We start from the raw sequence: 16218 nt of genomic DNA, 5'->3' as shown, positions 1-16218 counted from the left end.
CCCTCGGCACCCCGGTACGTCACCCTCGGCACCCCGGTACGTCACCCTCGGCGGGGCGGGACGTCACCCTCGGCGGGGCGGGACGTCACCCTCGGCGGGGCGGGGCAGGGCCGGGCGGGGCAGGGCCGGGCCGGGCGTCAGCCGGCCGGGGAGAAGTCCAGCTCGTCGTCGGCCACCGCGATGACCGACCACGTGCTGCCCTCGGCGTCGCTCAGCTCGTACGACGGCACGAGCACCGCTCCGCCGTCGGCCTGGTGGTGCACGGCCCAGCCGAGGCGGGCCGAGGTGATGGTCACCTCGTCCACGGGCCACGAGACGGCCGCGCCCTCGCCGACGGTCGGCGGGACGGTCGGCACCTCGGGCTCGACCGGGGCGACGTCCGTCGTGGCCCCCTCCAGCATCGTCATCGCGTGCCCGTCGCGCGCGTACGCGATGACCCCCGGGCTCCCGAAGCGCGGGTCGCCCAGGCGTTCGACGGCCGCGGTGGGGCTCACCACGTCGTAGTCGCCGATGGGCACGGCCGGCGCGAGCGACCCGTAGAGCGACGACAGTCCCGCGCCCGAGTAGGTCAGGCTCCACACGACCCCGGTCCGCTGGCCGTCGACCACCTGGGACGCGCTGACCGCGAGGATCGCGGCGGCGTCGTCGTACGACTCGGTCGCGTACTCGTAGCCGGCCGGTTCGAGGCCCAGCGAGCCGAGCACGTCCTTGCTCGTCGCGATCGCGGCGTCGGGCGAGGGCGCCGGCCCGAGGTCCGGCTGACCGCACCCGGCCTGCGGGTCGATCGCCATCTCCTCGGTGGTCGCCGTGTCGCTCCCGGGGGTCGCGACGACCGTGCACGCCCACGGGTCCTTGCCCGGGTCGTTGAACGAGACGCTCGTCGTCCCGTCGGGCTGGAGGCTCACGGTCGGCCCCTGCCCGTCGTTCGGTCCGACCGTCCACGACCCGTACTCCTGCCGCGGCTCTCCCGCGACGCCCAGCGCCGCGGCGACCTTCGCCGCTGTCTCGGCCGAGAAGGTGCCTGCGGCGTCGTACGCCCACGCGGGGGCCGACGTGCCCTCGGTCCCGAGCCCTGCGGACGTGAACACGGTCCGCCCCCAGAAACCGGGCATGCTGGACATCCTCGCGTCGGCGGCTCCCATGGTCACCCCTTCGGGTGCGCCCCCCTGGCTGCCCGCCGAGAAGTCCTGGAGGGTGATGGGCGCGTCCGCGGTCGCGACCGAGGCCCCACCTCCTGAGCCGCCCGCGCTCCCGAGCGCGTACCCGCCGACGCCGAACGCGAGGACGCCCGCGACACCCGCCGCGACGGCGCCGACCAGTGGTACGCGGCGTCGCCTGCGCTCGCGGTGCACGGCGAGCTCGTCGGGCCCGTCCTCGTCCTGGCCCGACGGCGTCGCTCCGGTCGCGAGGGCGTGCTCTCCCCCGTCGTCGGTGACGGGGGCCACGGCGGCGCCCAGGTGCGCCCGCACGGTCGCGTCCCTCGCGGCGATGGCCGCGAGGTCGGGGGTCACGGTCGCGGCCGGGTCCGCGTCACGGACGCGCTCGTACGCCTCGTCCGGGGTCCGACCGGCGTCGGGTGCGGTTCCAGGGGCCTGGTCGTCGGTGCTCATCGGGAGCCTCCAGCTCGTCGATCCGGGGGCCCGGATCCTCTACCCCGTCTGTGTCGTCACGGCCCGGTCTCTTGCACGGGCCGCGACGGAGGTACGGGCTGCACGACGGCGCGGGCGCGGACCTGGGCGACGGGTACCTCGCCCGTGTCGCCGGCGCGCGCCTGCGCAGCCCAGGCGTCCCGCAGGCGGGAGCGCGCCCGGGACAGGGCTGCGTCCGCGCCGCCGCGGCTCACGCCCAGCACCTGCGCGAGCTGGTCGCCCGTGAGGCCGTCCCAGGCGTTGAGGAGCAGGATGCGCCGGTCGCGCGGGGCGAGCACGCCGAGCACGCGGCGCACGTGGTCGTCGGACAGCGCGAGGGACTGCGGGTCGACGTCGTCGGCCTCCTCGGGCACGTCGGCCACGAGGACGGGGCGCATCTTGCGCCGGTGGTTGGCGAGGACGAAGCCGGCCGTGCGGTAGAGCCACGGCAGCTCGGCTCCTTCGGGGACGTCCTCCCGGCGCCGCCAGGCCGTCGCGAAGACCTCGGCGGTGAGGTCCTCCGTGTCGGGGGCCGCGCCTCCCGCACCTGCGGGGAGCCTGCGCCGGAAGTAGCGGTAGACGGCGGTCGTGTGCGCGGTGAAGAGCGCCTCGAACCAGGCGTCGTCGCGGGTCGGGGGCGTCACTGAGGCTCCAGGTGGGATGGCCGGCATCGTCAACCTCCCTGTGTCGTGGCACCGTCGATCCTTGCAGGAGCGCCGCGGACCACCGTCGGCCCGCGCGGCCCGCGCCTGCGCGTGCTGCTCCGATCATGCCTCTACCCTGATGCCATGAGCGCCACCGACGACGCAGGCCCGACGACGCCACCGACCTCGCGCCGTCCGCGTCGCACGGGGCGTCGCGCCGGCTGGATCGTCCTCACGATCTTCCTGGTCCTGGTCGGTCTGCTGGTGTGCGCGGGCCTCCTGGTGCGCGACGCGCTCGCCGCCCGCTCGTCCTTGACCGACGCGATCGACCGGCTGCCCGCGGTCGAGGAGGCGCTGCGCGCCGGTGACGGCGCCGCCGCGGAGGCCGCGCTGGCCGAGGTCCAGCCCCTCACGGCCGACGCTCGCAGGCACACCGACGGCCCCCTGTGGTGGGTGGCTGGCCGTCTGCCGTTCGTCGGCGCCGACGTGAGCGCGTTCTCGACCGCGGCCTGGGCGGTCGACGAGATCACGCAGGACGTCCTGCCTCCCCTCACCGGGGCCGCGACGCTCGTCTCGGAGGGCGGGATCCAGGTCCAGGGCGGGACGGTCGACCTCGCCCCCCTCACCGCGGCCGCGCCGGCGGTCGCCGAGGCCGCCGACACCATGTCGACCGTCGTCGGGCGCGTCGGCGACATCGACGTGACCGCGCTGCAGGACGCGCTCGCCGGCCCGGTCTCCGACCTCCAGGACAAGGTCTGGACGCTCGAGGGCCTCGTGGCGACCGCAGACCGCGCGACGACGCTCCTGCCCGCGATGCTCGGGGCAGACGGGCCACGGACGTACCTCGTCATGGCGCTCAACAGCGCCGAGCTCCGCTCCCCCGGTGGTATCCCCGGGTCGTTCGCCGTGATCGGCACCGACGCGGGGCGCATCACGCTGCTCGACCAGGCCTCGACGCAGGACGTGGGCCCGTTCCCGGAGGGCATCTCCCCCCTGGCCCCGGCCGACGAGGAGCTCTTCGGCCCGAACATGGCCGTCTACGTCCAGGACACCGTGTACACGCCCGACTTCCCCACCGCAGCCCCCCTGGCCGCCGCGATGTGGGAGGCCTCGAAGGGGCAGGGGGTCGACGGGGTCCTGACGCTCGACCCCGTCGCGCTCTCGTACCTGCTCGAGGCCACCGGCCCGATCGACGTCGCCGGCGTGCCGATCGACGCCGGCAACGCGGTCGACGTCCTGCTCTCCGACGCCTATGCGGAGCTCGAGCCCGGTCCCGAGACGGACACGTTCTTCGCCGCGGTGGCCGCGCAGGTCCTCACCACCGCGCTGTCGGGCGACACGGACCCGCAGAGCTTGCTCGGCGCGGTCCAGCGTGCGACGAGCGAGCACCGCGCCCTGGTGTGGTCGAGGCACGAGGACGAGCAGTCGATGCTCGCCGACACCGTCGTCTCGGGGGACATCTCGTCGTCCGAGCGCGCCGCGGACGCCGTCGGCGTCTTCTTCAACGACGCGACCGCCGGCAAGATGAGCTACTACCTGGACACGGCCGTGACGCACGAGGGGAGCCAGTGCACGGCGTCAGGACGCGCCGACACCTTCCGCGTCGACCTCACGTCGACGGCCCCCGCAGACGCCGCGACCGACCTGCCCTGGTACGTGACCGGTGGCGGGATCGCCGGGACCCCGCCGGGGAACATCCGCACCGACCTGTTCCTGTACCCACCCCGCGGTGGGCGCATCCTGAACGTGACGGCCGACGGGACGCTCACGGGCAGCGAGGTCGTCGAGAACCAGGGCCGGGCCGTCGCGACGCTCCCGCGAGAGCTCGCCCCGGGGCAGAGCACGAGCGTGACGTTCACGGTCGCGACCACGGGCGACGGCGACCCGTCGGGCACCCGGTGGATCGACCTCTGGTCGACCCCGACCGTCGACCAGCCGGGGCTCACGACGTTCGAGGTCCCCGCCTGCGGATGACCGCCGAAGAATCACGGCGAGACAACGATTTCCCAGGAATGTCTTTTCACCCGGACAACCGTCCACATCGCGACCGATAGTCGCTACCCTCAAAAGTTCAGGGTCCAGTGACGGTACGAAGGCACGCCGAGGCTTCGACCCTCCCGTTCATCGACCGCCACGACCAAGACTGGTGAAGACGCCATGAGCACTTCAAGGACCACACTCTGGGCGCGGGGGCTCCTCGTCGCAGGGCTCGTGGGCGCGACGGCTCTCGTCGGCCCCGCGGCGACCGCCACCGTCGACACCCCCGAACCGACCGAGACGAGCGGGGACTACGTCCCCACCACGCCTCCCCCCACGATCGAGCTCACGGTGCTCCAGCCCGTGTGCGACGGCGACGTGCCCTACCTCGAGTACGACGTCGACGTGACGGGCACCCCGAACGACACCGTCACCATCACGTGGCTCAACCCGTCGGGCGCGAACGTCGTCCAGGCCGGGCTGCCGCTCTCCGGTCGTGTCCTGTGGCCCGGAGCCACGGTGGACGCCGCCGGCAACCCCACGGGCTGGCCCGGCTGGGTCTTCGAGGACGGCGAGTGGGTCGAGGGTGGCACCTTCGGCTGGGTCCGCCCGACCGTGGACGTCCTCTTCCAGGTCAACCCCGAGGCCACGGTCACGGTGGACTACCCGCCGTCGACCCCCAGCTGCGCCACGAACCCTCCGGGCAAGACGACGCCTCCGGGCAAGGCCACGACCGTCTCCAACAAGGCAGGCGCCGAGGAGAGCGGGCTCGCCGCGACGGGCGCGACGGTCGGCACGTTCGTCGGCGTCGGCGCCGCGCTCCTGCTGGTCGGTGGCGGGCTCGTGCTGGTCGCGCGTCGTGGCCGCAAGAGCAACGCCTGACGGACTGCGCCCCGTACAGCACGAAGGCCCCGGTGAGGATCACCGGGGCCTTCGTGCTGTGCGGCGGAGCTCACGCGCCGGTCATTCCGCGCGGCACCACGAACGCTAGGCCGAGGCGGTCGCCCACGTCGCGGCGTAGAGGCGCTGCTCGAGCCCCTCGAAGGCCCAGCGGTCCGCGATGAGCGTGGGCCCGTTGGGTGAGTCCGGCACGAACCACTGCATCTGCTCGACCGTCATCTGCTCGGCACCCGACGCGTCGACGCAGCTCAGCTCGAAGCGCGTGAGGGTCGCGGGCTGCCCGTCGATCTCGACGTCCAGCTTGCTCGTCTCCGTGGACGCGCCGACCGTGAACTTGCCGGTCCCGGGGCAGAAGGCCCCCTCGGGGACGTAGGCCTGGGTCGTGTCGACGTCGGCGACCGGGTCGCCGTTCAGGACGTCGAAGCTCGGGCACGCCTCCGACTCGGGGCACCCGCCCGCACGCACCTGCGTGAGCCCCTCGGAGGGCTGCACGACCGACCAGTAGTCGGCTGCGAAGAGAGCCAGGGGGCCGACGTCCACGGTGTTCGTGTGCTGCCCCTCGTGCTCGTCGTGGGTGTCGGCGGCCGCCGGTCCGGAACCGGACGGGTCGGTGCTCGCGGTGCCCTTGTCCGTCGCTCCACCACCGGAGCACGCCGAGGCCAGGAGCCCCACTCCCAGGACGACCCCGACGAACGGGACCAGACGCGCACGTGCGGCGCCACGCCGTCGGGCCTGCGGGGAATCCGCCGCTGCTGCGGCCGAAGAAAGGATCACACGGTGCTGGTGCACGGGTACTGCCTCACTCATGTAGGTCGGCCCCGACGTGACCCACTGGGGAGGGTCGCGCCGGGGCCTCGGACGATTTCACGCTACTGATGGCTGCCGGAAAGAGAGATGAGGGAATCCCACATCCTTGCCGGGGAGGTACGGGTAATCCCGTACCCGACGACGTCCGTGGGGCGGGCGGGCGGCCGAGGCGCCCGCCCGCCCACCCCACGGAGGTCAGTGGTCACGAGGCGTCAGCACGCACCTCCGTCGGTCCAGGCCCCCCACTGCTGAGCCCCCGGGGTGTCCCCCTGGTTCCAGTACTTCGCCGTCCACGTGCGCCCTGCGTGGCTGACCTGCGCGCCGCCGGTGTACGTCGCCGTGGCGGACCAGGCCGTCGCGGTGCAGACACCTGTGCCGCCCGTGGTCCCGCCCGTCGTACCACCCGTGGTGCCGCCGGTCGTGCCACCCGTGGTGCCGCCGGTCCCACCCGTCGGCTCGACGACGGTGACGCCACGCGGGAAGTCGTAGGTCGTCGAGTAGGACGCCCCGCCGATCGTCACGATCACGTTGGAGAACTGCGCGATCGGCATGGTCCACTTGAGCTGGTTCGTGATGCTCCCGCCCGCGGGGATCCCGCCGAGGGGCACCGTGAACTCGGCGGTGTGGAAGTCGCCCTGGAGGCCGCCGACGTTCGGACCCGTGTGGCCCTGCGTGGTCGTCGTCGTCTTCATGCCCGACCAGTCGCTCATCTCGCCCGTGTCCGTGGTGCCGTACTGGAACGAGATGGTCGCGCCCGCCGGGATGGCGGTCTTCGACCTGTTGGTGAACACGACCTTGGGGTTGATCGGGTAGTTGCTGTCGCCGAGCGCGAACTGCGTGTAGTCGATGCTCATGTCGATCGCCTGCTTCGGCATGACCCGGTCGGCGTTCGCCTTGGTCGCGCCGTACGCGGTCGTCGTGCTGAGCTTCGAGTGCATGAGGTCGACCATGGTCTGGCCGATCTCGTACTGGCCCTTCGTCTGGTTGTAGCCGTAGTCGCCCGCGAGCTCCCAGATCATGACGCCGCCGAGGCCCGTGTCGGCCACGTAGTCCGTCTTCGCGCCGATCGCCTGCGTCGTGTCACCGGACAGGAAGACCTTCTTGCTCGCGTTCCACCACCACTCGTTCTTGGTGACCGGGTCGAAGTGGTGCACGTACGAGCCCGAGACGGTCGTCGGGACCTTGTACGACGCCGCGTAGTCGCCCGCGATCCCCTTCTGCAGGTTCAGCACGTGCCAGATCGGGTTCACGCCTGCCGGGACGGCGTTGCCCATGGGGTCGGAGTCGAACCAGAGGTTGTCGACGCCCTCGGCGCCGTAGCCGCACTTGCCGTTGGTCCCCGCCGGGCACGTGAAGCCCGCGGGCGGGACGGCCTTGCCGCCCATGCCGTCGGTGCCACCCTGGACGCCCTGGAACCCGCGCGTGTAGAAGCCGACACCGAGGTTCACGCGGCCCGCAGGCATGGCGCCGCGGAAGTAGTGCGCGGCCCAGTCGCCGTTGAGATAGCCCATGCCCTTGTACGCGGTGTACACGCCGGCGGCCGTGAGCTCGGGGTCCTTGCCGTCGTCGAACAGCGGCGAGTTGCCGCCGACGTGCTCGTTCCATGCGCCGTGCAGGTCGTACGACATGAGGTTGACGTAGTCGAGGTACTGGACGACCTGGAAGGCCTCCATGCCACGCAGCAGCCACCCGGACGACGGCGTCGCGGTCGTCAGCATGTAGTACTCGCCGTCCTCGGCCCCCGCCTCGTCGAGCTTCTCGCGGAGCGTCTTGAGGAGGTTCACGTACCCCTGGAAGTGCTGCCCGCGCTTGGCGTCCGAGAACGCGAAGTCGTCGGGGTTGCCAGCGCCCTTGTTGGACGTGGGGTACTCGTAGTCGATGTCGATGCCGTCGAACCCGTACTGACGGATGAAAGCGACCGTCGAGTCGGCGAACGTGTCGATCTTCGCCTGGGACTCGGTCATCGTGTAGAAGCCGCCCGACGCGACGCGCTTGCCGTCGGCGTCGAAGTAGCCACCGGTCTCGGCCCAGCCCCCGACGGCGGGGATCACCTTCACGCCCGGGTTCGCCTTCTTGTACTTGGCGAGCAGGTTGAAGTGCCCCGCGTAGGACAGGGTCGGGTCCATCTCGGCCCCGGCGACCCCGGGCCACGTCATGTCGGTCGACGCGTTGCCCGCGGCCTGGGCGTTGACCGAGATCTTGTTGTCGGGGCCAACGTGCGCGAACGCGTAGTTGATGTGCGACAGCTTGTTCCAGGGGATGTCGCTCGCGAGGTAGCGCGGCTGACCGTTGGCCCCCGTGCGCCAGTTCGAGAAGTAGCCGATCACCCGGCGGTCCAGCCCGTTGGGGAGCTTCTCACGGCCCGCCGAGTCGTAGACGTCGCAGTAGGGCACGTCGACGCCCGGGGTCTTGTACATGCCGTCCGGACGGCACGCCTCGTGGCCCGTCGCAGGGGTCTCCGGGTTCGTGGTGCCACCCGTGGTCCCGCCGGTCGCGCCACCCGTGGTCCCGCCGGTCGCGCCACCCGTCGTGCCACCCGTCGTGCCACCCGTGGTCCCGCCGGTCGTGCCACCCGTCGTGCCACCCGTCGTCCCGCCGGTCGTGCCACCCGTCGTCCCGCACGCCCCCTGGGAGGCCCAGGGGCCGGACGCCTCGGCGCCGGGGACGTTGTTCTGGGTCCACCACTTCGCCGAGTAGTTCACGCCGTCCTTCGAGACGGTCGCGCCGTTGGTGTAAGTCGCCGTCGCCGACCAGGCCGGGGCGCAGTCGGCGGCTGCGGCCGACGATGTGGCGGCCGCGACGAGCATCGTCGCGAGCAGTGCCGTCGTGGTCGCGAGGGCCGCGCCGACCCGGGCGCGGTGCCCGGTGAGTTTCACGTGCATCGAATCTGCCTTCGTTGTGCGGAGCGCAACGCGCGGTGTGCGTGGAGCGCCGAAAGACCGCAGGGCGGGGCCCGGCGGAGATCAGGGGGAATCGGGGACCTCAGGTGGAAGGTCGCCGAACCCGAGGTCGGCCGGAGCAGACGTCGGCCGGTCGGCCGGACCTCGGGTTCGGCAGCGGTGAACCGCTGCGTGGTACCCGCCGGTGACGGAGCCTCGTTCGGCGTCGGTCCTCGGCGGGGGTCGTGAGGAGAGAGCCGGGGGGCGGGGCGGGGATCCCGCCCCCCGGCTCAGCTCTCAGCAGGCGCCGAGCGCCTGCCACGGGCCGTACTGCTCGGCCCCGGGGACGTTGTTCTGCGTCCACCACTTGGCCGTGTACTTCTGGCCGTTGTGCGAGACCTGGGCCCCACCGACGTAGACCGCCGTGGCGGACCAGGCGGGGGCGGTGCAGGTCCCGGTGCCGGTCGTCCCACCTGTCGTCCCACCGGTCGTGCCACCGGTCGTCCCACCTGTGGTCCCACCTGTCGTCCCACCGGTCGTGCCACCGGTCGTCCCACCTGTGGTCCCACCGGTCGTCCCACCAGAGGTGCCGCACGTCCCGACGAGCTCCCAGGGCCCACCGGCCGTGCCGGGGGTCTCGTTCTGGGTCCACCACTTGGCCTTGTAGTTCTTGCCGTTGTGGGAGACCGTCGCTCCGCCGTGGTAGGTACCGGTCGCGGTCCACGCCGCAGCGCACTCGGTCCCGGTCCCACCAGTGGTCCCACCCGTCGTGCCGCCCGTCGTCCCACCAGTGGTCCCACCCGTCGTCCCACCAGTGGTCCCACCGGTGGTCCCACCAGTGGTCCCACCAGTGGTCCCACCCGTCGTCCCGCCGGTCGTGCCGCCGCCGCCCGTCGGGTCACCGATCACCGGCCCGGCCGGTGCCGCGCGGAACTTCGTCGCGAGCCCCTTGAGGAGCGAGCCGTCCTGGTTGCCCGTGAGGTCCCACCACATGGCTCCGCCGAGCTTCTTGGCGGCGATGTAGTCGCCCTTGACCGCGACGGACTTCGGGTCGTCGAAGCTCCACCACTGGTTACCGTCGTGGCGCCACGAGGCCACCGATACCGGGTCGTAGTACCCGGTGCCGAGGTTCTTCAGCTTGTCGTAGTCCTCGTTGCCGGCCTCCCAGGTGCCGGGGCCTGCGTCGGTCGCGACGCCCCAGGGGGCCGACGACGTCGCGCCCTTCCAGCCTCGTCCGTACATCGCGAGGCCCATGGTGAGCTGCTTCGCGGGCACGCCGGCGTCGAGGTAGGCCTTGACGGCCTTGTCGACGCTGTACTGGCGGTTCGCGGGGCGGGTGTCGGTGGGGTCGTCGTACAGGTTGCCCTGGTGCCCCGTGAGGGTCTTGTTCCAGGCACCGTGCAGGTCGTAGCCCTGGATGTTCCCGAAGTCGAGGTACTGGTAGTTCTCGGGGTCGTTCCAGCCGCCCGACGCGATGTCCTCGGGGTTGGCCGGGAGGAACGCGCTGAGCTGGTACTTCTTGCCCGTAGTCGCGCCGTAGGCGTCGAGCTGGGTGCGGAACTCCTTGAGGAGTGCCTTGAAGTTCGCCTTGTCGTTCGCGACGTCGACGATGTTGCCGGCCTCGCCGTTGAGCGAGCCGGGCCACTCCCAGTCGATGTCGAAGCCGTCGAACACGCCGGCCGCCGAGCCGGGCCCGCCGCGGCCGTCGATGACGGGGAGGTTGCCCTTGAGGTACAGGTCGATGCAGGACGACACGAGCTTCTTGCGGCTCGCGTCGGTCGCGGCGGCCTTGGAGAAGTTCTTGGACCAGGTCCAGCCGCCGATCGACAGCAGGGCCTTGATCTGCGGGTTCTTGGCCTTGAGCTGCTTGATCTGGTTGAACGAGCCGGCGAGGGGCTGGTCCCAGGTGTCGGCCACGCCCGCGACCGAGTTGGCCGCGGTGTAGCCCATGCCGTAGTCGGCCCAGGCGTCGCCCGCGCCGTCGGACCCGTTGGGGCCGGTGCCCTGCGCCTTGTTGGCCTCGAAGCACGTGAGCGTCTGGTGGTGGATGTTGCCGAACGCGTAGTTGAGGTGCGTCAGGTCGGCGGCCGCTCCGGAGTCCTGGAGCTCCTTCATCTTGAAGTCGCGCCCGTACACACCCCACTGGGTGAAGTAGGCGACGTTGCGGTAGCCGTTGATCGCGCTGTCGCCGGTCGCGGCGGTCGTGGTGGCTGCGGGGAGGGGGCTTGCGGAGGGGAGGGGGGTCGCGGTCGCGGCGACGGTGCCGGCGACCAGGGACGTCGCGAGCATGGCTGCTGCGGTCAGTCCTGCTGCCACCTTCCTCGCGCGTCCTCGTGGTGTTCTCAGTCGCATGTGTCTGCCTCACTTGGCTGGGGGCTCTGTGCCCGGTGACCCGGACGTCGTTGCCCAGGAACACCCCGACCCTAGGGAGCGACCCTGCCCTCGTGAATCAGCGTTTCCCACAGTGTTCACCTCGCGTACACGCACAGCGGCGCGTAGGTGTTCCCCCCTACGTACCCGCGCGGGGCATACGGGTCGCGCCGGTACCGCGACCCGTCCTGTTCATCGACCGACCCGGTGCGCGAGCACCGCGAGCTCGACCCGCGAGCGCACCCCGAGCTTGCGGAAGACGCGACCCAGGTGCACCTCGACGGTGCGCACGGACAGGTAGAGCTGGTCCGCGGCCTCACGGTTGGAGCCCCCTTGGACGACCAGCAGCGCGACGTCGAGCTCGCGCTCGGTGAGCTCGTCGGCCCAGCGGGCCCGCAGCTCGTCGAGCGCGTCGTCGGACACGTCGCTCTCGCGTGCGGCGAGGCGCGGTCTGCCCGACGGCGCAGCCCCCGTGTGCGGGCCGCCTCCCCCGGGCGACGTGGTCGGCACGGGCGGGTGGTCGGTGCGCGCGGAAGCGACCTGGAGGGCATGGAGGTGCTCGAGGACGCCGGCGAGCTCTCCCTGGGCCTGCCGCGCCCACGCCCACGCCCCGGACTGCGTGAGGAGCTCGACCGCGGAGAGCAGGTGCTCGTGGGCCGCGGGCAGGTCGCCCCAGCGGGCCAGTGCCCGCCCCAGACAGAGCTCGGTGCGTCCGTGCTCGAACGGCGACGCGATCCCCCGGCCCGCCGAGGCGACCACGTCGCGCAGCGCGACCGCGTCCTCGGGGCGTGCCAGGGCGATCTCTGCGCGGGCGAGCGTCGCGACCCGGTTCGCCGGGGAGAGGTCCTTGGCCTCGACGCGCCGTCGGGCGAGCGCCCGTTCGGCGGCGTCGGGACGTCCGGCGAGCACCCAGGCCTCGACGTCGTCCATTCCGGGCAGGTGCAGCATGTGGGCGCAGTCGCGCCGGTCCGTCTCGGCGGCCAGCTCGAGCAGCGTCGCCGCCTGGGTGTGGTGGCGCGCGAACGACGCACCGATGGCCCGGTCCACGAGGAGGCCCAGCCTGACCGGCCGCGACGTCGGGCACGAGCAGGTCTCCTCGAGCGCGGTCGCGACCGTCCCGACACTGCCGTGCACCGCCATGTCGAGGCGGCGTGCGACCGCGACCCCGGTCCCCGCGAACGGCAGCCCGACGGGCAGGCGGAACGCCGCCTCCTCGAGCTCGCGGCGTGCCTTGGTGATGTTCCCCGACCAGAAGTGGACGAGCACCTGCGCCAGGCGAAGGTGCGCCTCGACGTACGGGGTCACGGCCCCGGACGGTGCGTCGAACCACCGGCCACCGTTCCGCACGGGCGCGAGGTTCGCGACCGCGCTGGCCAGTGCCTGGCCGGCGACGTCCAGGGCGTCCTCGTCGGCCAGGGAGATCGCGCGGCTGACCTGTGCGTACGCCTCCTGCTCCGGCGAGAGGCACGAGCCTGGCAGGGTGGCCCCCTTGCCGCGCTCCCCCACCCCGTAGTTGGCGAGCCACGACCGCACGACGTCGAGCCCGCCGACGCCCTGCGTGCACCGCCGCGCGAGCCGCTTCGCCGCGTCGAACGCCTGGGACGCGGCGACGCCGTCGCCGCGCTCGGCGTGCAGCGTCGCCGCGCTCGTCAGCCCTCGCACGACGTCGCCGATCTCGCATCCACCGGCCGCGTCACGGGGCCGTCCTTCGTGGTCGACGCAGCAGGTGCAGGCGTCGTCGTTGTCCGCGAGCGCGAGGAACGGGGCGATCACGTCGTCGGGCACCTGGCCCTGGACGTGCGTGAGCGCCGTGACGAGCGGGCCGAGGATGTGGGCCGAGCTCACGCCGCCCTCGCAGCGCGCGGCCCGCCGCAGCCAGTCGGCCGCGTCGTGGACGTGACCCGACTGGAGCGCGGCCGTCCCCGCGACCACGTACGCCTCTCCGCGGTCCGTGGCGGCAGCCTGGCTCGCAGCCTCGCGCGCGACCTCGTGGGCCCACACCACGTCGCCGCGATCGAGGAGCCGCTGGGCCAGGGACACGAGGCCGGGCGCGAGCGTCGGGTCCCCCGCGAGGGTCGCGAGTGCCGTGTGCCAGGTCGCGATGTCGTCCTCGCCGACCGCAGCATGGACCGCCGCCAGCTGCAGGTGCGCGGCCGTGCGGTCCGCCAGGCGGGCGTCGCCGTGGACCAGCGAGCGCACCCTGGGGTCCGTGAACGCGAAGCGACCCGAGACCAGGGAGAGCTGCCCCGAGAGCGGCCCGTCGAGCACCTCCTCGATGCTCAGCCCCGACGCGGCGAGCAGCACGTCCGTGCGCTCGACGACCGCGACCGCCGCGACGAGCAGCGCCCGCCGCTCCTCGGGAGCGAGCCCGTCGAGCCGGTCGCCGAGCAGCGTGCGGACCGCGGGCACGGGAGGCAGGGGGTCCGGGAGGATCGCCGTGCCCGCGAGCTGCTCGCTCGACAGCAGGCGGGCCGTCTGGGCGATCGCCGCCGCGTTGCCCGCGAGGTTCTGGGCGAGCCGCGCCGCGACGTGCGGGGCCACGGCCAGGCGCTCCTCGACGAGCAGCAGGTGCAGCGCCTCGGGCGGTCCCAGGGGCGCGAGCTCGCGCACCTCGATGGGGTACGGCAGCGGGCGGTCGAAGCCGCCGGGGACGGCGGTCGCGAGGAGCACGAGCGCGGCGCGGCGCTGGGCGACGAGCCCGACGACGACGGCGCGGCTGATCTCGTCGACCAGGTGGAGGTCGTCGGCGAGGAGCACGACCGTCCGGTCCGGCACCGCCTCCTCCAGGTACTCGGCGAGCGCGACCGCGCCGACCTCCGGCAGGTACCCGTACTCCGGGTCGGCGACGTCGAGCGGGCGCACGAGCCGGTCCGGGACCGCGCACCCGGTGACCTGGGCAACCTGAGACACGAGCGAACGCACCGCGCCGCCGGAACGTTGCGGGCCCACGCCCTGGGCGACCCTCAGGACGAGAGGAGGGTGCGGACCGCTCGCCCCGTGGAGCGCCTCGTGGACACGCTCGAGCGTGGTGCTCGCTCCCATGCCGGGCTCGCCGGTCCAGACGAACGCGCCCCGCCCCTCGGCGACCGCCGAGAGCGCGAGGTCGATCTCTGCCCGCCGCGACGAGAGCCGCTCGGGCCGGTGCTCGGTGGACGTGCGGGACGTACGCACCTGATCTGAGGTCAGGACTTCTTGCTGGCTGGCTGGCATGTCAGACCCTCCCGTCCGGGGCAACGATGGCCGGACGACTCTCAGGAATGTTAACAACCCGACGTAAAGGCGGGCATCCTGTCCTGCTACCCGTCGGTGTCTTCGGTGGCTTCCGCCGGGGCGGCTTGCCGGGTCCTTCGACCAGGTCTAGGGTGACCTCGTTCCTCTGTCTGCTTCTGCCGAGAGATCTCGGTATCTCAGACGAGCACGGAACCAGAAGCAGATGAGAAGGAGGTGAGAGCGATGCCGGACGGCAGCAGTCATAGATCCCCGCACTGCGCGCTCGCTCCCCTCCACCCTGCCCGCTGACCCTTCCGGTCGGCTATCCCGGCACGGCCCTCGGGGCGGTCGCCAGTGCGCTCCATGCACCGTCACCCCCTCGCCAGGACCTGCCCTGCCCGCACGCAGGGCGGCCCGGCGTCCGGTCGGCACCGTCGAGAGCACGGCGCCGGGAAGGACCACCATGTCGACGAGCACACACCTCAGTGCACCCTGCCCCACGACCACTCGCAAGGGCTCCGCACCACCACGGACGAACCGGGCCACGCCCCCCGCGCCCGCCGCGCGCCGCCCCGACCTCGAACGCCAGTCGATCACGTTCACGATCGGCCTGTACCTGTTCATCTGCACGGCCCTCCTCGGGACGCACCTGCTGGCCGCAGGGCACGACGACGCCCCCGTCCCGGCGTCCCTGGTGACGACGACCGCACCGGCGGGTGCGACGTCGTCGGGCACGGACGCACAGCTCGCGGCAGAGACGGTGGTGGCACCGTGACCGCGGCGACGCCCGCGATCGCCGATGCTCCCCGCACCGGGACGCCGGCCCACGGCGCCGCTCGCCGGGCGCCCGCACCGGCCCGGCCGGCGCCGCGGTTCGACCCGCAGGCCCTGCGCGCCCGCTGGCTCCAGGTCGCGTCCGGGGACCCGGGCGCCCTCGAGCGTGCGGCAGAGGTCGGTGTCGACTTCTCCCCGGCGTCAGGGCGCGTGTGGGAGACCGACGACCACGTCTACCTGCCGGTCGTGGCGACCCACCGGCGCGGCGAGCACGTCGAGCGCGAGGTCCTCATGCTCGCGCTGTCGCCCGAACGTGTCGTGACCCTCCAGCCCAGCCGGTACTACCCGATCTTCGACAAGGCCATCGCCCGCATGCGGCGCACGCCCCGACTGACACGGACGTCGTACGGCGTCACGTACGCGCTGCTGTACGCGCTCAACGAGGCCGCCGAACGCGTCATCCACCACGCGAGCGACCTGCTCGAGGACATGTCCGACCAGATCGAGGAGGCCACGCTCGGCTACGACCGGCGCGGGCGCGAGATCGGCGTGACCGACATGCAGGGCACCATCTCGCGCATGAACCGGGCCGAGGAGATCGTCTCCAGCACCCAGGAGTCCCAGCTCTCCCTCGCCCGCGCCGCCCGGCACCTGCGCAGCGAGATCGCCGACACCGACCCCGTGCTCGCGGGCCTGGTCGAGACCCTCATCGCGGACGTCGACGGCGTCAAGGAGCACGCGAGCTTCGAGCACGACAAGGTCCGCTACCTCCAGCAGGCCATCATGACGTCGCTCGACGTCAAGCAGAACCAGATCGTCAAGGTGTTCACGATCATCACCGCGGTGTTCCTGCCACCCACGCTCATCACGTCGTTCTACGGCATGAACTTCACGCGCATGCCCGAGCTCGAGTGGGAGCTCGGGTTCCCGTGGGTCGTGCTCGTGACGCTCGTCGCCGCGGTCATCCCGCTCGTGTACATCAAACGGCGCGGCTGGCTCCGCTGAGCCGCGCTCCCCGCCCCCCCACCC

Annotated in this window: 10 protein-coding genes; 4 read left to right on the top strand and 6 right to left on the bottom strand. The window is 72.5% G+C overall.

Annotated elements, in window-relative coordinates; all coding sequences use genetic code 11:
* Positions 1–137 precede the first annotated feature (137 nt).
* Together IE95_RS0100570 and IE95_RS0100565 are read right to left on the bottom strand one after the other, a co-directional pair.
* On the bottom strand, positions 138–1610 hold the full coding sequence (locus IE95_RS0100570; RefSeq protein ID WP_030144023.1) for a hypothetical protein: 1473 nt from the start codon (positions 1608–1610) through the stop codon (positions 138–140).
* 56 nt (positions 1611–1666) lie between these two features.
* Entirely contained in the window at positions 1667–2272 is a 606-nt protein-coding gene (locus tag IE95_RS0100565; RefSeq protein WP_129429451.1) for an RNA polymerase sigma factor, read from the bottom strand.
* Positions 2273–2416: 144 nt separating this feature from the next.
* Here IE95_RS0100565 and IE95_RS0100560 point away from each other — a divergent pair, with 144 nt between their 5' ends.
* Positions 2417–4246, top strand: a complete 1830-nt coding sequence (locus tag IE95_RS0100560) for a DUF4012 domain-containing protein (protein ID WP_051702532.1) — start codon at positions 2417–2419, stop codon at positions 4244–4246.
* 183 nt (positions 4247–4429) lie between these two features.
* Positions 4430–5131, top strand: coding sequence for a hypothetical protein (locus IE95_RS0100555; RefSeq protein ID WP_030144020.1), 702 nt, complete (start codon positions 4430–4432; stop codon positions 5129–5131).
* 105 nt (positions 5132–5236) lie between these two features.
* Here the strand turns inward: IE95_RS0100555 and IE95_RS0100550 are convergent, their stop codons facing one another.
* The 4 genes from IE95_RS0100550 to IE95_RS18470 form a co-directional block, all read right to left on the bottom strand.
* Positions 5237–5938, bottom strand: coding sequence for a hypothetical protein (locus IE95_RS0100550; protein ID WP_129429452.1), 702 nt, complete (start codon positions 5936–5938; stop codon positions 5237–5239).
* A gap of 230 nt (positions 5939–6168) precedes the next feature.
* A complete protein-coding gene (locus tag IE95_RS0100545; RefSeq protein WP_206053273.1) occupies positions 6169–8838 on the bottom strand; it encodes a glycosyl hydrolase family 18 protein in 2670 nt (889 codons plus the stop codon).
* A 294-nt stretch (positions 8839–9132) separates the two neighbouring features.
* Positions 9133–11151 (bottom strand): glycosyl hydrolase family 18 protein, encoded by a 2019-nt coding sequence (locus tag IE95_RS18475; RefSeq protein ID WP_276319045.1) that lies wholly within the window; start codon positions 11149–11151, stop codon positions 9133–9135.
* A gap of 246 nt (positions 11152–11397) precedes the next feature.
* The gene (locus IE95_RS18470; protein ID WP_129429453.1) at positions 11398–14415 is read right to left on the bottom strand and encodes a helix-turn-helix transcriptional regulator; all 3018 of its coding nucleotides are present in this window, start codon (positions 14413–14415) and stop codon (positions 11398–11400) included.
* 463 nt (positions 14416–14878) lie between these two features.
* Between IE95_RS18470 and IE95_RS20280 the strand changes: the two genes are divergently transcribed.
* The gene (locus IE95_RS20280; protein ID WP_030144016.1) at positions 14879–15190 is read left to right on the top strand and encodes a hypothetical protein; all 312 of its coding nucleotides are present in this window, start codon (positions 14879–14881) and stop codon (positions 15188–15190) included.
* Entirely contained in the window at positions 15187–16194 is a 1008-nt protein-coding gene (locus IE95_RS0100525; protein ID WP_051702530.1) for a CorA family divalent cation transporter, read from the top strand. Before IE95_RS20280 ends, IE95_RS0100525 begins: the two co-directional genes overlap by 4 nt.
* The last annotated feature ends 24 nt before the right edge of the window (positions 16195–16218 follow it).

Origin of the sequence: Oerskovia turbata (assembly GCF_000718325.1) — a bacterium.
GTDB lineage: Bacteria > Actinomycetota > Actinomycetes > Actinomycetales > Cellulomonadaceae > Oerskovia > Oerskovia turbata.
This window is presented reverse-complemented; position numbering and strand designations above follow the sequence as displayed.